This is a genomic window from Rhizobium sp. H4, assembly GCF_003013335.1.
Classification (GTDB): Bacteria; Pseudomonadota; Alphaproteobacteria; order Rhizobiales; family Rhizobiaceae; genus Rhizobium; species Rhizobium sophoriradicis.
Window position 1 is genome coordinate 112,525 of sequence record NZ_PSOW01000008.1, and the last position, 17,846, is coordinate 130,370.

Consider the following 17,846-nt stretch of genomic DNA (forward strand, 5'->3'; position numbering starts at 1 on the left):
CAAACGTCAAAGCGCCGCGGGTCTGAAGAGACGCACGGCGCTTAACGGCTTTGCGTGATGTCGTTAAGGCCATGGATCGACAGGAGTTCGGCTGCGACGAGCTTCTGGAGGCGCCATAAATTGCGATCACGAATGCCGCGTTCTTCCAGATGCTTCACCGTCAGATAGAGATATTCGGCGCAAGAGCCCACGTGTCCGCAGGCCCTGGCAAGCACGCGCGCCACCGTCTCCAAGGGCAATTTCCGCGAAACGCGCTCCCCCTTCGGGCCAGCCCAAAAAACCAACGCGCGCACGAAGCCATGTCGGGTCTCGACAGGAATCCAGCGAACCGTCGCCGCATCTTCGATCGTGCCGACCTCACGGCGGATCAAGCGTCGAATCTGGCCAAGGCGATCTTCATCGGCAAGTCTGAACAGGATGCCGTTGCATCGTCCGCCCCGATCAAGAGCCATCATGAGGCCAGGCTGAGCCTGGGTTCCCCGCCATCGTGTCATCTTCAGGCAAAAGGACCGATGCCAACCCCTGGCTGCGCCGCGCTGCCACTCGACCGCATCGAAATCCGGCTTCCATATTAATGATCCATAGGCAAAAACCCAGAGCGGCGCGCCGGCGGATTCCTGCAGCAGCCGCCTGGCGAACGTCTCCACCTCCATCTCGGTCAGCGGTGTCCGGTGCGGCTCGGGACCGGGATCAAGCTCGGGCGAAGGCTGAGCGACACGAGCTCGTTCGTGAGAGCCATGCCGGTTGCGCCGAACATCCGGACCTCGCTTCGCCGCATCAAAGCCTGCCTATGCTCGGTGAAATCCCTCACCTTTCAATGCACCGTAAATCTGGCCGCATCGGCCTGGCGCCGCTGCAGGCTGCGGATCAACATCGCGGCCTCCCTGACGATTGCCGCAAATGTCGTATCGTCAGCCTCGGCGATCCTGCCAGTCATGTCGTGGATGATCGTCGTCAAATAAATGATCGAATGGCGATGTTGCGCCTCGTCAGGCCCAATTTCAGCATCGGCCATGGCAAGCAGCGTCTGCACCAGGCGCTCCATGGTTTGCCGGCGCCTGCTCCTCGGGTCGGCATTCGGATCTTCGCTGAGGCGCAGGAGATCGTCGATGATATCGGACATTCCGCTTCCATTCACATCGCAAAAGCCGGCCGCGCGAAAACGTTGCGCCTTCGATCGCCAGCGCGCATCTTCAAGGCATCCAGCAGCCGGTAGCCGGTTCGCCAGCGGCCAAAACCACTTGCGATATTGATGTGGCCGGCCAGGCCGATATTCCTGGTCTCGGCTTTCCACAGGCGGCCAAACAAGGACAGCCGATCGACTGTCATGTAGGCGTCGTTCATGCTGCCGACGACGATGCTCGGAAATGGCAGAGGCGCCGTCGGCATGCCGCCGAAGGCGATATGCCCGGGATGCAGATTTTCCGTGGCCGGGAGATCGCAGGGCGCAACGAGCAATGCTCCCTTCACGCGGCGGGCAGCGCTTCGTCCGGCCAGCCTGGCGGCGAGCAGGCATCCGAGACTATGGGCAACCAGATAGGCTTCGCCAGCCTCTTCAAGCGCTTCTTCCAATCGCGGCAGCCAGCTGTCGAGGGTGGGATGATCCCAATCCTCCTGAGCGACAAAATGGCTGCCCGGCTGATCCTGCAGCCAGTGCTGTTGCCAATGCCCCTCTCCCGAGCCGAACAATCCGGGAAGAATGAGGACTTCGCTCATTGGATCAGCCCGATTACCAGCGCGAAGAGGAAGGTGAAGGAACCGACGATCGTGCATATTCCGGCCGCATGCCTGAGCTGCGATATGAGGTTTCCTGTTGCTCTTCTGGTGTCGTGCCGACTGACGCCGGTCTCAACAGCAATCGCCATCCCGCCACCCTCCTCAATACCAAAGTCCAGGCATCGAGCCCCAATAGTGAAGCTCGTATTCGCGCGCCGACCGGTCCTGCTGCTCGTCGCGGGTGACCATTGCGTCTGCAGGCTTTCGCAGCTGGCGCTGGAAGCGGGCGATCGCAGCCTTCAGCCAGAGATGGAAATCAAGCTTCATGCGAACCTCCTGTCAGGAACTGGTAGGTTGGGGAATCAACGAATGACGTTGCGCATTGGCGAGAAGATCGCGCAGCGATGCAGTCGGCCCGTAGAGCATAAGCAGGCGGTTCTCCTCGCGCTTGGCCAGCCGATATCGGTGGGCAAAGTCAAAGACACTCCAGATTTGCTCGCTTGATCCCGGCGGGCCTGCATCATCCATCGCTGCCTCCTGAGAACGAAGTTCGTGACGCGCCTTATTCGGCCGCCGCTACTGCCGGTCTTGTCTCTGGAAAGAAGGCCGACAATTCGCCGACCACTTCGCCGATGCGGTTCGAAAGCGCATCGGATGAAACCGCGTAATCCGCAAAATCACGGTCGGACGCATAGACGGCAGTCGGCAGCGTATGGGCCATGAAGAAACCGAACAGCGGCCGAAGCTGATGCTCGACCATCAAGGCATGCCGGTCGCCGCCGCCGGTTGCCGTAATGATGATCGGCTTCGCGCGAAGCTCCTGCGGATCGATGAGATCGATGAGGTGTTTGAAAAGGCCGGGGTAGGAGCCCTTGTAAGTCGGCGAACCAATAATCAACACGTCGGCCCTTACGATCTCGTCGACGACTCGCCTGGCCTGCTCGTCGAGGTCCTTGCGCCACAAGGCGCCGCCCAGCGACGGACCGACATCGTGCAGATCATAGGTTTTGCTCGAAAAGCCGTATCCGATGCTGGCGCGTTCGGCGACATGCCGGACGAGCGCCAATGTCTTCGATGGGCGGTTGAAGCTGCCGGCAATGCCGACGAGTTTGAAACCTGACATGGTTTTTCCTCTCTATGGTTGCTTCAAATATTGTCTATAAAATTACTCGATAAAAGGAATGTGCATCTCTCCTTCGGGGTTCGATTGAAAAAAGATTCGCCTTTAAGTCTACCGTCTGTCGCCTCGCAGATGACGCTCAAGAAAGGGCAGGTTGTCCTGGCCCCAATAGAGCTCCCCGTCATAGATATAACTGGGAAAACCGAAGACGCCGCTGTCGCGCGCATGCACCCGGTCTGCCGACCACTTGTTCTGAACGTCGTCGTGGGCTTGGCGCCTGAGAAGCGCTGCGCCGTCGAAACCTGCTGATGTAACGATCGCCTCGCGTATATCAGCCTTGCCGATATCCCTGGCCTCGCTCCAAAAAGCATGCTGCAGGGCGCGGGCAATGCCAATCCAATCCTGCCCGTCGAGATAGGCGGCGATCACGAAGAGGGAGGCCGGCGTCGGATCGCTGAGCTCCGGCCGATGTTCGAGCAGCAGTTCCTTGCCACGCACGCGCGCCCAGCGTTTGAGGTCCCGCGTCCAATAGGCGCGGCGGATCTCCGGCCGGTTGCGCGAGAAGATGCCACCATTCTCCTCGACCACCGTCGTCAGATAAGGCGTGACGACGACGTCATTCTTCGCCGCCAGTTCGGTAAAGGCATCGAAGCCGATGTGGGACCAGGGCGAGCCGATCGAAAAGAAATATTCCACCGATTTGGTCACTGACGAATGCTCCTGCTAGGATGATTGTTTGATGGCGAATGGGTGACGTCGTCTGCCGACGGCCCCTCAGGAAGCGGCCCGAATTTCCGGCTGCGCTTTCCATCCGAGCTCCGGGGCGATTCTTGTGACGAAGTCGTGGAGGATCTGGCGGTATTCCTCGTGCTCGAACTCGTAAGGGAGCTCCAGCCGCAACTCGCTGACCTCGGGTAGGATCGGATCGGCGAAAAGCTGCTCCAAGATTTCTTCCGATGTGCCGACGATATCGCGGGCGAACAAGGTACGCCGCTCGCCCTGCGGCGAAAGCGTCCGCTGATGGCGGCCGTCGGCATAATCGCGGTAGCGGCGCCGCGTTGCCGCATCGGCGCTGTCGAAAGGCACGATGACGCGGCCGAGCGCGACGCGGCGCTGCGTTCCAGAGTCGCGATAGGTTTTAATCAGCCTGGATTGGGCAACGAAGAAATCGTCGGTCCCCTCCCCCGTTATCACATTCCCGGTCAACAGGTTGAAGCCGTTGCGGCCGGCCCAGCCGGCCGAACGCTGCGACCCGCCGCCATACCAGATTCGGTCAATCAGTCCTTTGGCATAGGGCTGCAGGCGCGGCCGCTGCGGGCCAAAGGGCGTCTTGATAAAGGTCTCGTCGTCGCCGAGATAGGTGCCGCGCAGATTGTCGGCAAAACGCAGCACGCAGTCATGCGAGAAATCGTAGCTCGTCCAGTCACCGTCGAAGGCGAGCGGGCCGATCAGCTCGGCATGCAGCGGCCGGCCGGCGCTGACGCCGATATTCAGCCGTCCGCGTGAGAGGACATCAACCGTGGCAAGGTCCTCGGCCAACCGGTAGGGGCTTTCATAGCCGATCGGAATGACCGCCGTTCCGAGCTCGATCCGGCTGGTGCGCTGGGTGGCCGCCGCAAGAAAGGCGCTGGCGGAGGAGATCCCCGGCTCCAGGTGCCGCTGGCGGACCCAGGCGCTGTCGAAGCCGAGTTTCTCGCCATAATGCAGCTCCTGGAGCGCCTGCTCCAGTCCCGACAAGGGATCATCGCCGGAATAGTTGCCGGGGGTGAGGAAGCCGATATGGCTGATCGATATATCGCCGCCGCTCATGTCATGTCTTCCGCTGATCAATATTTCGGCAGGCCGGGCGGATTGGTCTCGGATGCCGGCAAGGCTTCTTCGGAAAGATGCCAATGGTCGAGAATTCTTGCATAGGTGCCGTCCTTAATGAGGCCATTGGTGGCGATGGTCAGCGCATCGGCGAGCCCGCTTCCCTTGCGGGTGGCGATGGCGACATCCGATCGATCCGGCCAGCCGGCGCTCAGCGTGCCCACCCGCTTGATGTTCTTGTCGCGCGCCGCGATGAAAACGAGTTGCGCATGCGGCTGGACGATGACATCGGCGCGACCCGAACGCAGCGCAAGAAGGCTCGCCGCCTCGTCGTCGTAATATTGCAGTTCGATTGGCTTCAGGCCCGCGGCGACGTCCTCTTCGCTCCACTTAACCAGGATACGCTCCTGGTTGGTGCCGGCGCCGACGATGATCCTCAGACCCGCCGCATCCTTCGGTTCCTTGATCGAGGTGATGGGATTGTCAGATTTCACGAAGAAACCATGCAGGCCCTGGCGATAGGTGGAGAAATCGAACTTCTCCTTGCGCTGCTCGGTTACGCCGACATTGGAGATGACGGCATCATATTTGCCCGATGTAAGGCCGAGCGGCCAGTCGATCCAGGCGACCGGGACGATCTCCAGCGTCAGGCCGAGGCTGTCGGCGATGGCATAGGCGTAATCGGGATCGGCGCCGACCACGGTTTTGGCGTCGGTGGCATAGGTCGCAAGCGGCGGGCCGCCGGGGCTGACGGCGATGGTGAACTTGCCTGGTGTGACAAACTTGAATTCCCTAGGGATCGCAGCGATCGCCGCATCGTTCCTGGCTGCAGGAAGCCTGCCAGGCTGTTGCGGGCTCAGGTCGAAATCATCGGCCGCATGGGCGGCACTGAGGCCAGTCAAGGCTGCCGTCAGCGCCGCGAAGAAAAAGCTGCGGATATCAAGAAAACTCGCCACGTTCGATATGTCTCCGTTTGCAATGAAAGGCAGGGACGGACCGGCTCGAACCGCCGTCCGTCCCGTAAACATTACGAACCGCTCTTCGGCAGGCCGGGCGGGTTGGTCTGGGCCTTGTCGATCGCCTCCGGACCGAGATTCCAGGTGTCGAGGATCTTCTTGTAAGCGCCGCTGGCGATCAGATCGTTGACGACATTGGTGACGGGCACCGCCAGGCCGCTGCCCTTGCGTGTGGTGACTGCGATCTCGGCGGTGATCGGCCAGCCGCCGCTGACGGTGCCGACAAGTTTGGTCTTGCCGTTGATTCCCGCCGCATAGGCCTGGGTGGCGTTGACGCTGAAGACGGCGTCGGCCCTGCCGGACTGAACGGCAAGATCCTTCACGGCGTCGTCGTCGTAATACTGGACCTCGATCGGCTTGAGGCCGGCCGCGACATTCTGGCGGTCCCATTCGAGTAGGATCTTCTCCTGGTTGGTGCCGGCATCGGTAATGACCTTCAGGCCGGCAATATCCTTCGGCGCCTTGATCGATGTGATCGGGTTGTCGGCCCTGACGTAGAAACCGAGCTCATCCTTGCGGTAGGTCGAGAAATCGAACTTTTCCTTGCGCTCTTCGGTGACAGTCACGTTCGAGATCACAGCATCGAACTTGCCGGAGGTGAGCCCCAGCGGCCAATCGGCCCAGGCGACGGAGACGAGATTGAGCTTCAGGCCCAGGCTGTCGGCAATCGCCTGCGCAAGATCAACGTCATAACCGATGACGGTCTTGGAATCGGAGGCATAGTCGTGCAGGGGCAGATTGCCGCTCGAGCTGATGCCGACGGTGAAGACTCCGTTTTCAACAAACTTGAAGTCCTTGATTTCAGCGATGCGCTTCTCGTTCTTCTCCACCCGCAGCCGGTTCGGCTGTTCGGGGCTGAGATCGAACTTCTGCTGCGCCTGAGCGGAACCTAAACCGATCGCTCCAATGGCGATGGCTCCCGCTATGAGAAGCCTAACTCTATCTGTAAATGCCATGCCCCTTCTCCATTTCATCTTAAGGTTGTGGTTATTGTCATTCGACCCGAGCAGCCCGTCGCGGCCCGGCATTTCGCCAGCGCTGTCAGGCGCTAGAGAACCTTGGCGAGGAATTCGCGTGTCCGCGGGTGCTCCGCTTGCGTGAAAACACGTGCCGGCGGACCGGCCTCCAGAATGCGGCCGCTGTCCATGAAGACGACGGTATCGGCGACCTCGCGGGCAAAGCCGATTTCATGGGTGACGATGACGAGCGTCGTTCCGGTGCGGGCGAGCTCCTTGATGACGTCGAGCACCTCGCCGACGAGTTCCGGATCGAGTGCGGACGTCGGCTCATCGAAGAGCAGCACCTTTGGGCGGAGCGCCAGCGCCCGGGCGATCGCGACACGCTGCTGCTGGCCGCCGGAGAGCTGACGCGGATAGGCATTGATCTTGTCGCTGAGACCGACGCGTGCCAGCAGCTCCTGCGCCAGCTGCACGGCTTCCTTACGGCCGACGCCGCGAACTTCGATCGGCGCCTCGACCAAGTTTTCGAGTACGGTCAGGTGCGGGAAGAGATTGAAGCTCTGGAAGACCATGCCGATATCGGCGCGGCGTTTGAGGATCTCTTTTTCCTTGAGCTCGTAGAGTGTGTCGCCCTTCCTGCTGTAGCCGACGAAATCGCCGTCGACGGAGATGAAGCCCTCGTCGACACGCTCCAGGTGATTGATCGACCGCAGCAGCGTCGACTTACCCGAACCGGAGGGGCCGAGAATGGCGGTCACGCTGCCGGCCGGCAGGTTGAGCTCGACACGGTCGAGCACCTTCAGCGAGCCGAAGCTTTTCGAGATGCCGTGGATGCGCACCGCACCGCCTGCCCGCAGAGCCCCCGCATCATGGAAACCGAGATTACGCGCCTTGTCGGCCACACTCTCGAGAACCGGCAGCGGGCGGCGGAAGCGTTCGAAAAATGCCTGGAAAGGCAGCGGTGTTGGATTGCGAACGGCGCCCTTGGAGAAGTAGCGCTCGATATAGTGCTGGGCGACCGACAGCACGGTCATGATGATCAGATACCATACCGTCGCGACCATCAGCAGCGGAATGACTTCGAGATTGCGGCGGTAGATCACTTGGACGGTGTAGAACAGCTCCGGCAGCGCCAGCACATAGACGACCGACGTGCTTTTCGCCAATCCGATGAGCTCGTTGAACCCGGTCGGCAGGATGGAGCGCATCGCCTGCGGCAGCACGATGCGGAAGGCCTGGCGGCGGCGCGGCAGACCGAGCGCGGCAGCTGCTTCCAGCTGCCCATGATCGACAGAGAGAATGCCGCCGCGGACGATCTCGGCGAAGAAGGCCGATTGGTTGAGCGTGAGGCCAAGGAAGGCGGCGGCGAAAGGCGTCAGCAACTGCACGGTCGGATAGTCGAACAAGACCGTCTCGGTGAACGGGACGCCGATCCTGATCGTTTCGTAGAGATAGCCGAGATTGTTCAATATCAGCAGCAGCACGATCATCGGGATCGACCGCAGCAGCCAGATATAGCCCCAGGAAAGTCCCGATAGCAGCGGCGACCTGGAGACGCGGGCGAGCGCCAGGGCTGTTCCGAGGGATGGAGCCCGATATGGCGGCAAGCGCGGTCAGCAGCAATGTCCTGCCAAGGCCGACCAGCACCGGTTCGGCGAAGAACCATTCGGCAAAGACGCCCCAGCCCCAACGCGGATTGGTGAAGGTGGAATAGAGCACGGCGACGATGACGACAGCGGCGAAGATCGTGCCCGCCAGCCTTTCGGGATGGCGCGCCGGCACGATACGGTAGCGGGAATAATCCTGCTTGGGTTCTGCCGTCCTGCTCCTGCTGCCGGGCTCAATGCCGGCGAAATCCGTCGTCAGTGCCATTCTTGCTTCCCTTTTATGATTACGTCTTGTCGCGTTCAGAGATTTGCGCCGGCCACGCGCAGGCGCGGTTCGGCCGCCTCGGCTCCGAAGGCCGGCGGAACGAGGTGGGTGATGTCCTTCTCGAAGGGCAGGCTCTTGTAGATCTCGGGGTCGGCTGACGTGTCGAAGAGAGCGGTGTAGCCATCATTCAGGTAGAGGCCGACGGCCTCGGGCTGGCGGAAGCCGGTGGTCAGATAGATCCTCGTATATCCCTGGCGGGCCGCCTGAGCTTCCAGCTCCATCAGCACTTTGCGGGCAAGGCCCTGGCGGCGCAGGTCCGAGCGTGTCCAGATGCGTTTGAACTCGGCGGTACGATCGTCGTAATGCTTGAAGGCGCCGCCGCCGATGGTTTCGCCATTGCGGATCAGCAGGAGAAAATTGCCGTGAGGCGGCGCGAAAGCTTCGGGGGGATAGCGGTTCAATTCAGCTGCAGCGCCTTCGGCATTGAAATAGGTGCCGTAGCGGCTGTCATATTCGTGGATCAATTCATCGATCAGCGGCTTGGCGCGGGGATCGAGGGGGCTCGTATAGAGAAAGGTATCGCTCATATCGTTCGTCACCCATTGTCTTCAGTGAGGAATGTTTCGGCGAGCCGGACCCAATAGCGGGCGGCCGGCGCGATGATCGCGTCGTTGAAATCGTAGTGGGCGCTGTGGAGAGGCGCGCTGTCGCCGTTGCCGACGAAGAGGTAGCTGCCTGGATTGGCCTGCAGCATGAAGGCGAAATCTTCGCTCGCGGTTCGCGGGCGGAAATCCTTCTCGATTGCCGTAAGGCCGAGCGCGTCATAGGCGACATCGCGGGCAAAGGCCGTTTCCTTGGGATGATTGACCAGCGCCGGAAAACCGAGCCGGTAGTGGACATCAGCCGCCGCGCCGAAGCTTTCGGCCTGGGCACGCGCAAGGGCTGGAATGCGCTCCTGCAGCAGCCGGCGAACCTGCTCGCTGAAGGCCCGCATGGTGAGTTTCATCTCCACGCTCTCGGGTATGACATTCGAGGCGGAGCCGGCATGGATCGAGCCGACAGTGGCGACCGCCATATCCTGCGGATCGACATTGCGCGAGACGACGCTTTGCAGGGCCGTGATGAAAGAGGCCGAAGCCAGCACCGGATCGACGGCGCGGTGCGGCTCGGCGCCGTGGCCGCCTTTTCCGACGATCCTGATGACCGCCTGGTCTACAGACGCCATGGCCGGGCCGGTGACGAAGCCGAACTGGCCCGCCGGCACACCCGGCCAGTTGTGCAAACCGAAGACCGTATCGACGGGAAACCGTTCGAACAGGCCCTCGGCGATCATCTTGCGGGCGCCGGCGCCGATTTCCTCGGCGGGCTGGAAGATCAGCCTGAGCGTGCCGCTGAAATTGCCGCTTTCGGCAAGATAGCGGGCGGCGGCAAGCAGGATCGACGTGTGCCCGTCATGGCCGCAGGCATGCATGACGCCGGGATTGCTGCTGGCATAGGCAAGGTCGCTCGCCTCCTCGATCGGCAGCGCGTCCATGTCGGCGCGGATGCCGATTCGTTTCCGGCCTTCGCCGCGTCTGAGGGTTGCGACGATGCCCGTGCCTGCAATGCCGGTCGCCACCTCATAGCCCCAGGAAGAAAGGCGAGACGCCACAAGCTTGCTGGTCCTGAGCTCCTGGAAGGCAAGCTCCGGATATTGGTGCAGATCGTGCCGAAGCGCGATAATCTCGCCGAGATAGGCGGCGATGCCCTTCTCGATCGGATCGTTGCTGCGCGGATTCTGGGCGATGACGTCCATGACGGTACCGTCAGCGCCTCAGGCGCCGACAGCCTTTCCGGGCTCGAGCTGATCGGCACTGGCCGCATACCGGCTTTCCCGGAAGGGCAGGCCCAGATGATCGCGCAGCGTCTCGCCCTTTAGAACCGGATCGAAATAGCCGCGCGCAGTCAGGATCGGCAGGACGTGCTCGGCGAAGTCGTCGAAGCCTTCGGCGAGGACGGGGAAGCCGAGAATGAAGCCGTCGGCGGCGCCATGATCCACCCAACGGATGATCTCATCGGCGATATGCTCCCCCGTGCCGATGAAGGCGGTGCGCGGTGTCGCCGAATCGAGTGCGACCTGGCGGAGCGTCAGCCCCTTTTCGCGCGCGGTTCGTTTGATCCGGTCGGTGGTGGCGCGGAAATTGTTCCTGCCGATATCACCGAGCTCGGGGAACGCTTCATCGAGCGGGTAGACGCTGAAATCGTGATGATCGAAGAACCGGCCGAGATAGAGAAGCGCCTCCTCGATCGTGACGAGATCGCGGATCGCCTGATACTTGGCTTCCGCCTCCTCGGCTGTCCTGCCGACGATGGGGCCGATGCCGGGATAGACGCCGACTTCGACCGCGGGCCGTCCATGCGCGATGACGCTATCCTTGAGCTGACGATAGAAGCCTCGCGCCTCTTCGAATGGCCCGCCATTGGTGAAGACGGCATCGGCATGCTTGCCGGCAAGCCTGATGCCGGAATCCGACGCGCCCGCCTGGAAGACGACGGGCTGGCCCTGCTTCGAGCGGCCGATATTGAGCGGTCCTTCGATGCGGAAGAACCGGCCCTTATGGTTGAGGCGATGCATCTTCGCCTTGTCGACAAAGACGCCGGTCTCGCGATTGCGCACGAAAGCATCATCGTCCCAGGAATCCCATAGACCCTTTATCGCGTCGATATAATCCTCGGCGATCTCGTAGCGGAGCTCGTGCTCGGGATGTTCACGGCTGTAATTCCTGCCAGAACCCTCGAGCGGCGAGGTCACCGCATTCCACCCTGCCCTGCCGCAGCTGATGAGATCGATCGAGGCAAACTGGCGGGCAATGGTGAAGGGATCGCTGTAGGAAGTCGAGACCGTGCCGACGAGGCCGATCTTCGAGGTGGAAGCCGCCAGCGCCGAGAGAATGGCGATTGGCTCGAACCGGTTGAGGAAATGCGGGATCGACTGCTCGTTGATGTATAGCCCGTCGGCGACGAAGGCGAAAGCGATGCCGGCCGCCTCCGCCTTGCGTGCCGTCCTCACGAAGAAGTCGAAATTGACGCTGGCATCCGCCGGTCCGCTTGGATGTTTCCAGGCATTCATATGGCCGCCGGGACCCTGCAGCATGATGCCGAACGTGACGTATTTCTGAGCCATAGGATCGATCCTCCTTGGAAAGGGTCAGGCGACGAGGGAAAGCCGCTCGGCGGCGAGCAGCTCGATGGAGGCAAGGCGGTCGGCGGTTGAAAGCGCCGGCGTGTCGAGCACGAATTCCTTGACGCCATAGCGGCGATGCAGCTCGTCCAGTTCCTTGCGGATCTGCATTGCCGTGCCGTGCAGCACGCTCGGCACCTTCTCGTCGATGTGGTAATCGGTGACGCCGGCCTGGCGGGCAAATTCGGCTGCCTGCTCCTCGCTGCCGACATTGACGGTCTGACCTTCCGGCAGGAACACCTTGACGATCCTGAGCTTACCGACACGCTCGCGAGCATATTCCTCGCTTTCGGCAGCGAAGGCCGCGAGTGCCAGGATGGGACGCTTGCCGCCCGATGCCCGCTCATAGGCCTCGAAGGTCCTGCGCAGATTGTCAGGATCGCCATTCAGATGGCCGGCGAAGACGAGCTCCCACCCCTTCGCGGCCGCGAGTTCGGCGCTCTCGACGCTGGCCCCGAGCAGGAAACGCTCCGGAGCCGTCGGCGGGAAAGGAGTCGCCTGCGCGCCTTGGTAACTGGGGTCGGCCGCGAGATAGGTGTTGAGATCGGAAAGCTGGCTTTCGAAATCCGGCTTCCTGGACGGATCGACGGCAAGCTGCAAGGCGCGCGTCGACAGCGGAAAGCCGCCCGGTGCCTTGCCGACGCCGAGATCGACGCGACCAGGCGCAAGTGATGCCAGGAGATTGAAGGTCTCAGCAACCTTGTAGGCGCTGTAGTGCTGCAGCATAACGCCGCCGGAGCCAACCCGGATCCTTGATGTTTTCGCGAGAAGATAGGCTATCAGCGCCTCCGGCGCGGAGCTCGCCAGATTGGACATGCTGTGATGTTCGGCGACCCAGAAACGGTGATAACCGAGTTCCTCGGCCCGGGTGGCAATCTTGACCGTCGCCCGCAGCGCATCCGCTCCGGTGAGGCCCTGTTCGATCGGGCTTTTGTCGAGAAGGCTGAGGAGGTAGGTCATAACGCCACGATCCACTCACTAGTTGCAATATGTATTCTATAAAATCAGTAGACAATTATGATTATAAGAAATCACATTCTCTTTCGCGGACATTGGGAGGAAAAAAGCAGCCGTAGCCGAGACGGAAAATCGAATTCGGGAATGCGCTCCGCCATTCTCGCGATCTTCCAATCGACCGTTCAATGACCTAAATCCTGGTCAAAATGGAGTAGTCGCATGAAGCTGTCAGGACAGGTCAAACCGATCAGCTATCTCAAGGCGCATGCGTCAGAGATTATCCGAACGCTGAAGGACAATCCGCAGCCCGTCGTCATTACCCTTCACGGCGAGGCCAAAGAGATCCTTCAGGAGGTCGCCCAATATGAAGAAACGCAGGAGACGCTGGCGCTGCTGAAGGTGCTGGCGCTCACCAATCGACAGGTCGAGGAAGGCAAGCTGCGCCCTGCATCGGAATCCTTCGCCCGCATCCGCAAACGTCTGGCCGCCAACCAGTCCTGATGCGTTATCGAGTTCTCTCGCCGAAGACGCGGAACGCGCCGTCGAGGATCTTTATCGTCTCATGCAGCCCGCGACGGCGCCGAGACGGCAGAGCGCATCCTGAGCGAAATCGAAAGCGCCTGCCGACGTCGATGAATCAAGAAATTTTCCGAAAGAGCTCACCACTATCTGCCCCACCGAATACCGCGAACTGCACCACAAGCCCTGGCGTATGATCTACCGTATCATCGGCACCGAGGTCGCCGTCTACTGCGTGGCGGACGGACGTCGCGACATGCAGACCTTCCTGGAACGAAGGCTCATCCCTAACATTCGGCATATCCCCTCTCCTTCGGCATCGCCGCCGACGCTTATCCGAGCATGGATGACCCGGACGAACGCCGAAAACTATCCCGCCTTTCGGCCGGCCGGCGCATTTGCCCGCAGGAGCGCCATGAGCATCGGGCCGATCGCGAACTCTCCCTTTTCACTTCGCCGCGTCAGGTCGCGGAGGTAGCCCCCGGCCGAATTGATATGGCCGCCGCGCTCAAGGATGCATGCCATCACCGTCGCGGCATTTTCCGGTCCCATTGCGTTTGCGGCCTCCTCGTAGGCTGACGGACTGACGCCGAGCATCGATCGAACGGTCACGGCCGCGGCCATCAGATCGCGCCAGCTGCGGATTTCGCCATTCGCCCCGTAGGCAAGGATTTCCGGGCAAGCCTGCAGAACCAGGCCGAGCGGGAAGGATTTCAGCCCGCCGGCATCATCGCGCGTCCCCGGTCGTCGACCTTGCCTCTCCTCCTGCCTGCCCGGATGTTTAATCGCAGCCCTCCCCTCTTCCAGCGTCACGGACCCTCGCCCATTGTCTTGCTCCGGCATCGCGCCCTGCTTCGTGTCGAAGCTTGGTTCAAGTTCAGAAATGGATTCGGGGTTTGAATTCTGTATGTGACGCTCGATATAATCGGCATTGCCGCGCTGTTTTGTCGATTTAACTCGAATTTCCAGCCGGTTAAGGATATCCGCCCTGAGCGCTGTCAATGCGTCCAGCAATTGTTCGAGCTGTGCTGTCGTCGGCGACCGGGGCAGCCCCTCGACCAAATTCCGAAACTCCTGGTACAGGCCCTGCCAATCCCCCTGAACGTCTTCTTCGACCGCCGCTTCGATCAGCTTGGCGATATCGCGGCGGCAAAGCGTGATGCGTTCGCGCAGACGCTGAACATGCAGCCGCTCGGCCATCACCTCGGCGGCCAGCTGTTCGATCTCCTCGGCGCGGGCAAGCAGCGGCGCCAGCGAGAAGCCGAAAGCGTCGTTGACCTCCCCTGCCCTGTCCCTGCGGACATAACGCTTGCCGTTGGGGCTGTCCTTGCGCAGCAGAAGGCCCGCCTCGACGAGTGCTGCAAGATGGCGCCGGACGGTCTGCTCGGCCATGCCGTGTGTTCTGAGCGAAAGCTGGACATTCGACGGGAATACGATCAACCCGTTTTCCTGGGTCAGCTCGTTCTTGGGATAAAAGCTTAAGAGCGCATTGAGCACGGCCAGTGCGCGATCGCTGATGCCAAGCAGCGGCTTTGCTTCGCACAGCGCACGAAACAGCTTCCATTTGTCGACCGACTGATCAGGCTTGATTTCGCCTGCCATCACCTGGCTTGCGAGCATGCCAAGCGTCATCGACCGCCGCCCGAACGGCGTCGCTATACTTCCGGTTTCCATGTCTTCCACCTCGACGAGGCAAAAGAAATCCGCTCACCAAAACGGCGCCAAAAACTCTTGACAGCGATTCTCGGAAGTGCGATTCTCGGAGGTGTTCAGGACTACGAGGAAAGCTTCCGTGACGGTGACGTTCGGGGGCTTTTTTCTTTTGCGCGTTATCTCCTATCCGAGTTGTCAGCTGACAATCGGCTTAACTGCCTCATTTTACCTCATTTTCCTCTTCGAACTCGGTGGCGAGGCCTGCCAACCGCCGAGCCAGGAATTCTGAAAACGCCGCCGATTTGACGGTGATGCGAAAGTTTCTTCCGGAACGGGTCACTGAAGCCAGCTGCGTGCCGCCTTGTGTGCGAAGCGTCTGCTCGGCCGGCTGCGGGGCGCTTTTTTCCTCAAGTGCCTCCCAGATGATGCCGAAGCGGCTATTGGTGTCCCGCGCATCGAATCCAGCGCTATGGATCGCAGCCTTCGCCTTCTTCTGTCCGCCGGCTTCCCTGAATCTCTCAGCAAAGGCCAGCCAGCGCGGGCGCCCAACCTTGGGAGCCGGTCCGATGGCCAGAATGATCTCTGGGTCGACCGTCTGTGCCACCTGCAGCAGCCTCGACGTTTCCGGCTTGTCCGTCGCCAGTGCCTGGGCAATCATATCGCGGCTGAAGCCGTGTTCGTCCATACGGCGCGCAAACAGCGCGCGTTCGATGAAACTCAGATCGACACGCGGGCCGTTTTCCTGACCCTGTGCGAGGATCAGTTCTTCATCCGTCAGCTTGCGCACCACGGCCTTGACGGGAACCCCGATCTCCGCCGCTGCGCGCAGCCGCCTGTGGCCGTAGGCGGCCTGATAATGCCCGGCCTTGACCGGATCCGGCCGCACCAGGATCGGAACCTGCTGTCCGCTTTCCTGGATCGATTGCTTCAACCGCTCGAACTCCGGGTCCTTGTCGATCGGGATGCGGTCACGAATAAAGGACATTTCAACGGCAGCCGGATCGATCTCCAGCACCTTGTCGCCGGAGGCCAGCGATTCCCGCAGCGCTTTGGCGGCCGCTGCTTCCTCGCCCAGCCGTCCAAGCGACAGGTTCATCGCTTTAACCGCGCCGGAGGGCCTATGCGGCGGCGGCGCTCCCGGCGCCTCCGGCCGTGCCGGCTCCACCGCGCCGACCATGCTCTTCAGGATATCGCGACCTTTTGGGCTCATGTCCTGCTCCATGCACTGCGAATGAGTTGCTCGACCTCGGCATTGACGCTGTCGACGGATTCGACGCCGCGGTCATAGGTCTGGCGATGCATCGTCTCGCGTCCCGCCTCGTAGATCGTCTGCTTGGACAGGCCTGCATCCGAAACCGCCGTTGACTTGACCATCATCGAGGTAAGTACACGCTCGCCGAACAGGCTGCGCAGAAAGGCGACGATCTGCGCCTGCGGTCCATCATTGGCCTCATAACGAGTGATCAAATAGCGCATCCAGTCATAATCGAGATTGCCGCCAGCCTGCTTGACCACGGACAGAAGGTCGGAGGTCATCGTCAGGAACTGGTTCATCGAGGCTACGTCGAGCATCTGCGGATGGACGGTGATGAGCACGGAGGTGGCGGCGCAGAGAGCCGACAGCGTCAGGAAGCCGAGGGTAGGGGGGCAATCGATGATGACGACGTCGTAGCTCTGCTCCAGCGAATGCAGGGCATTGCCGACCCGCATGAAGAACATGTCCTTGTCGTCGCGGTTGGTATCGGCCAGCGCCTTTGGAGTGTCATGTTCGAACTCGTGCAGTTCGAGATTGCCGGGGATGAGATCGAGACCGGGGAAATAGGTCTGGCGGACGATGTCGGCGACGTCGCGGCGCGTCTCGTCATATTTGATGGCGCCGTAGAGCGTCTCGTTTTCGCCGACGTCGAATTCCGGCTGATAGCCGAGCATCGCCGACATCGATGCCTGCGGATCGAGGTCGACGGCAAGGACGCGGTAGCCGCGAAGCGCCAGGAACTGCGCCAGATGGATGGAGGTCGTCGTCTTGCCGGAACCACCCTTGAAATTGGTGACGGCGATCACCTGGAGATGATCGCCCTGCCGGCGCATCGGCAGATAGGAAGGCTTGGTGCGTCCGAGATGCTGGCGCATCGCATGAATTTCTTCGAGCGAAAACACCCGGCGGCCGGCCGCCGTCTTTTCGGGATTGATGCTTTCCACCTGGGCGGCGAGGTGGCGAACATAGCTGTCGGTGACGCCAAGCAGCTTGGCGGTCTCGATGCTGCTGAACCGCCGCAGCGATTTACGGGCATCGGGCGAAAACAACCGCTCGAACAGCACCTGCAACTGGCTGCTGAGCATCGTCGAGTCCTGCGCAATCGTCTCGTCGATCGAGACCTGACTCGCTCTCTTGGCTTTCTCAACAATCGCGGCCTTGGTCGGCATTCACGCAAATCCTGATAAATCGGGTAATTTTGCGCAAATGATCGTGAGTCTGGCGAGTCGGTCAAGCGATTTCTTGGTTACCCAATCGATAACAAACTGGATTCGACCAGAAAACTACCTGGAATTTCGGATTCTTAGCGCCGTTGTCAGCTGACAACACGCAGACACCGCATCCGTCATATCCGCCGAGCAGCCAAACGTGGTTGTTGACTTATCGCCGAATGGCTCCGCCGCTCGGCACGGCCCGGCTGACGATGCCGTTTCTCACTTATAGACAGACGAACGGTACAGGCTTTCGGCGTCCAGCCCGCGGACGGGTTCATTGCTGGAGGACTTGTCATTTGCGTCTTGGGCTTCGGGATCGCGGCGTGACGGGGCAAGGCCGAGCATTTGTTCGAGACGGCCGGCATTGAGCGGAGCGCTTATTCCCTTGAAGTTCATCTTCCATCTTTCGTATGCGTATGGGCTTGTGAGGAGCCACAGAGATAAGCGCAATTTGAACCTGCGGTGAACTGCCTGCCGGCATTATCACCATCTTTTCGATTCAAAGGGGGAGGGAGAGCGCCTGCAATACGGGGCAG

General features: G+C 61.0%; 19 protein-coding genes and 3 pseudogenes. 2 read left to right on the forward strand and 20 right to left on the reverse strand.

The window, feature by feature from the left end; all coding sequences use genetic code 11:
• Positions 1 to 41 precede the first annotated feature (41 nt).
• From C4N04_RS14200 to C4N04_RS14265, 16 genes and pseudogenes are all read right to left on the reverse strand, one after another.
• Positions 42 to 757 (reverse strand): annotated as a pseudogene (locus tag C4N04_RS14200) (gamma-glutamylcyclotransferase).
• A 57-nt stretch (positions 758 to 814) separates the two neighbouring features.
• On the reverse strand, positions 815 to 1,123 hold the full coding sequence (locus C4N04_RS14205; protein WP_106796314.1) for a hypothetical protein: 309 nt from the start codon (positions 1,121 to 1,123) through the stop codon (positions 815 to 817).
• An 11-nt stretch (positions 1,124 to 1,134) separates the two neighbouring features.
• On the reverse strand, positions 1,135 to 1,716 hold the full coding sequence (locus C4N04_RS14210) for an alpha/beta hydrolase (protein WP_106796315.1): 582 nt from the start codon (positions 1,714 to 1,716) through the stop codon (positions 1,135 to 1,137).
• Positions 1,713 to 1,865, reverse strand: a complete 153-nt coding sequence (locus C4N04_RS31825; protein ID WP_010055201.1) for a hypothetical protein — start codon at positions 1,863 to 1,865, stop codon at positions 1,713 to 1,715. The genes C4N04_RS14210 and C4N04_RS31825 overlap by 4 nt, the downstream gene beginning before the upstream one ends.
• A gap of 13 nt (positions 1,866 to 1,878) precedes the next feature.
• Positions 1,879 to 2,043, reverse strand: a complete 165-nt coding sequence (locus tag C4N04_RS31830) for a hypothetical protein (protein WP_010055200.1) — start codon at positions 2,041 to 2,043, stop codon at positions 1,879 to 1,881.
• Positions 2,044 to 2,055: 12 nt separating this feature from the next.
• Positions 2,056 to 2,244, reverse strand: a complete 189-nt coding sequence (locus C4N04_RS14215; protein WP_106796316.1) for a hypothetical protein — start codon at positions 2,242 to 2,244, stop codon at positions 2,056 to 2,058.
• Between the two features lie 34 nt (positions 2,245 to 2,278).
• On the reverse strand, positions 2,279 to 2,839 hold the full coding sequence (gene msuE, locus C4N04_RS14220; RefSeq protein ID WP_106796317.1) for an FMN reductase: 561 nt from the start codon (positions 2,837 to 2,839) through the stop codon (positions 2,279 to 2,281).
• Positions 2,840 to 2,947: 108 nt separating this feature from the next.
• Positions 2,948 to 3,544, reverse strand: coding sequence for a DsbA family protein (locus tag C4N04_RS14225; protein WP_106796318.1), 597 nt, complete (start codon positions 3,542 to 3,544; stop codon positions 2,948 to 2,950).
• 66 nt (positions 3,545 to 3,610) lie between these two features.
• Positions 3,611 to 4,645: an LLM class flavin-dependent oxidoreductase gene (locus C4N04_RS14230; RefSeq protein WP_106796319.1), complete on the reverse strand. Its 1,035-nt coding sequence runs from the start codon at positions 4,643 to 4,645 to the stop codon at positions 3,611 to 3,613.
• A 17-nt stretch (positions 4,646 to 4,662) separates the two neighbouring features.
• Complete coding sequence (locus tag C4N04_RS14235) at positions 4,663 to 5,601, reverse strand: ABC transporter substrate-binding protein (RefSeq protein ID WP_096764494.1); 939 nt, start codon at positions 5,599 to 5,601, stop codon at positions 4,663 to 4,665.
• A gap of 71 nt (positions 5,602 to 5,672) precedes the next feature.
• The gene (locus C4N04_RS14240) at positions 5,673 to 6,617 is read right to left on the reverse strand and encodes an ABC transporter substrate-binding protein (RefSeq protein ID WP_096764495.1); all 945 of its coding nucleotides are present in this window, start codon (positions 6,615 to 6,617) and stop codon (positions 5,673 to 5,675) included.
• Positions 6,618 to 6,709: 92 nt separating this feature from the next.
• Positions 6,710 to 8,492 (reverse strand): annotated as a pseudogene (locus C4N04_RS32485) (amino acid ABC transporter permease/ATP-binding protein).
• Positions 8,493 to 8,527: 35 nt separating this feature from the next.
• On the reverse strand, positions 8,528 to 9,079 hold the full coding sequence (locus C4N04_RS14250) for a GNAT family N-acetyltransferase (RefSeq protein ID WP_106796413.1): 552 nt from the start codon (positions 9,077 to 9,079) through the stop codon (positions 8,528 to 8,530).
• Between the two features lie 8 nt (positions 9,080 to 9,087).
• Positions 9,088 to 10,287, reverse strand: a complete 1,200-nt coding sequence (locus tag C4N04_RS14255; RefSeq protein WP_106796320.1) for a M20 aminoacylase family protein — start codon at positions 10,285 to 10,287, stop codon at positions 9,088 to 9,090.
• An 18-nt stretch (positions 10,288 to 10,305) separates the two neighbouring features.
• Positions 10,306 to 11,655, reverse strand: coding sequence for an LLM class flavin-dependent oxidoreductase (locus tag C4N04_RS14260; protein ID WP_106796321.1), 1,350 nt, complete (start codon positions 11,653 to 11,655; stop codon positions 10,306 to 10,308).
• 24 nt (positions 11,656 to 11,679) lie between these two features.
• A complete protein-coding gene (locus tag C4N04_RS14265) occupies positions 11,680 to 12,672 on the reverse strand; it encodes an LLM class flavin-dependent oxidoreductase (protein ID WP_106796322.1) in 993 nt (330 codons plus the stop codon).
• Positions 12,673 to 12,888: 216 nt separating this feature from the next.
• Between C4N04_RS14265 and C4N04_RS14270 the strand changes: the two genes are divergently transcribed.
• Both C4N04_RS14270 and C4N04_RS32145 read left to right on the forward strand, forming a co-directional pair.
• The gene (locus tag C4N04_RS14270; RefSeq protein WP_106796323.1) at positions 12,889 to 13,170 is read left to right on the forward strand and encodes a type II toxin-antitoxin system Phd/YefM family antitoxin; all 282 of its coding nucleotides are present in this window, start codon (positions 12,889 to 12,891) and stop codon (positions 13,168 to 13,170) included.
• Positions 13,170 to 13,474 (forward strand): annotated as a pseudogene (locus C4N04_RS32145) (type II toxin-antitoxin system RelE/ParE family toxin); the annotation flags it as partial. The gene C4N04_RS14270 and the pseudogene C4N04_RS32145, both read left to right, overlap by 1 nt.
• An 83-nt stretch (positions 13,475 to 13,557) precedes the next feature.
• Here C4N04_RS32145 and repC read toward each other — a convergent pair.
• The 4 genes from repC to C4N04_RS31835 all read right to left on the reverse strand — a co-directional run bounded on the left by repC (position 13,558) and on the right by C4N04_RS31835 (position 17,706).
• Positions 13,558 to 14,862: a plasmid replication protein RepC gene (repC, locus tag C4N04_RS14280; RefSeq protein WP_106796324.1), complete on the reverse strand. Its 1,305-nt coding sequence runs from the start codon at positions 14,860 to 14,862 to the stop codon at positions 13,558 to 13,560.
• Between the two features lie 199 nt (positions 14,863 to 15,061).
• On the reverse strand, positions 15,062 to 16,051 hold the full coding sequence (repB, locus tag C4N04_RS14285; RefSeq protein WP_106796325.1) for a plasmid partitioning protein RepB: 990 nt from the start codon (positions 16,049 to 16,051) through the stop codon (positions 15,062 to 15,064).
• Positions 16,048 to 17,265 (reverse strand): plasmid partitioning protein RepA, encoded by a 1,218-nt coding sequence (gene repA / locus C4N04_RS14290; RefSeq protein WP_096764502.1) that lies wholly within the window; start codon positions 17,263 to 17,265, stop codon positions 16,048 to 16,050. The genes repB and repA overlap by 4 nt, the downstream gene beginning before the upstream one ends.
• 264 nt (positions 17,266 to 17,529) lie before the next feature.
• Positions 17,530 to 17,706: a hypothetical protein gene (locus C4N04_RS31835; RefSeq protein ID WP_179363906.1), complete on the reverse strand. Its 177-nt coding sequence runs from the start codon at positions 17,704 to 17,706 to the stop codon at positions 17,530 to 17,532.
• Between the last annotated feature and the right edge of the window lie 140 nt (positions 17,707 to 17,846).

Coding starts and splice junctions, on each gene's coding strand:
- C4N04_RS14205 (WP_106796314.1), bottom strand. CDS start 1,123: ATGTCCGATATCATCGACGATCTCCTGCGCCTCAGCGAAGATCCGAAT.
- C4N04_RS14210 (WP_106796315.1), bottom strand. CDS start 1,716: ATGAGCGAAGTCCTCATTCTTCCCGGATTGTTCGGCTCGGGAGAGGGG.
- C4N04_RS31825 (WP_010055201.1), bottom strand. CDS start 1,865: ATGGCGATTGCTGTTGAGACCGGCGTCAGTCGGCACGACACCAGAAGA.
- C4N04_RS31830 (WP_010055200.1), bottom strand. CDS start 2,043: ATGAAGCTTGATTTCCATCTCTGGCTGAAGGCTGCGATCGCCCGCTTC.
- C4N04_RS14215 (WP_106796316.1), bottom strand. CDS start 2,244: ATGGATGATGCAGGCCCGCCGGGATCAAGCGAGCAAATCTGGAGTGTC.
- msuE (WP_106796317.1), bottom strand. CDS start 2,839: ATGTCAGGTTTCAAACTCGTCGGCATTGCCGGCAGCTTCAACCGCCCA.
- C4N04_RS14230 (WP_106796319.1), bottom strand. CDS start 4,645: ATGAGCGGCGGCGATATATCGATCAGCCATATCGGCTTCCTCACCCCC.
- C4N04_RS14240 (WP_096764495.1), bottom strand. CDS start 6,617: ATGGCATTTACAGATAGAGTTAGGCTTCTCATAGCGGGAGCCATCGCC.
- C4N04_RS14250 (WP_106796413.1), bottom strand. CDS start 9,079: ATGAGCGATACCTTTCTCTATACGAGCCCCCTCGATCCCCGCGCCAAG.
- C4N04_RS14255 (WP_106796320.1), bottom strand. CDS start 10,287: ATGGACGTCATCGCCCAGAATCCGCGCAGCAACGATCCGATCGAGAAG.
- C4N04_RS14260 (WP_106796321.1), bottom strand. CDS start 11,655: ATGGCTCAGAAATACGTCACGTTCGGCATCATGCTGCAGGGTCCCGGC.
- C4N04_RS14265 (WP_106796322.1), bottom strand. CDS start 12,672: ATGACCTACCTCCTCAGCCTTCTCGACAAAAGCCCGATCGAACAGGGC.
- C4N04_RS14270 (WP_106796323.1), top strand. CDS start 12,889: ATGAAGCTGTCAGGACAGGTCAAACCGATCAGCTATCTCAAGGCGCAT.
- repC (WP_106796324.1), bottom strand. CDS start 14,862: ATGGAAACCGGAAGTATAGCGACGCCGTTCGGGCGGCGGTCGATGACG.
- repB (WP_106796325.1), bottom strand. CDS start 16,051: ATGAGCCCAAAAGGTCGCGATATCCTGAAGAGCATGGTCGGCGCGGTG.
- repA (WP_096764502.1), bottom strand. CDS start 17,265: ATGCCGACCAAGGCCGCGATTGTTGAGAAAGCCAAGAGAGCGAGTCAG.
- C4N04_RS31835 (WP_179363906.1), bottom strand. CDS start 17,706: ATGAACTTCAAGGGAATAAGCGCTCCGCTCAATGCCGGCCGTCTCGAA.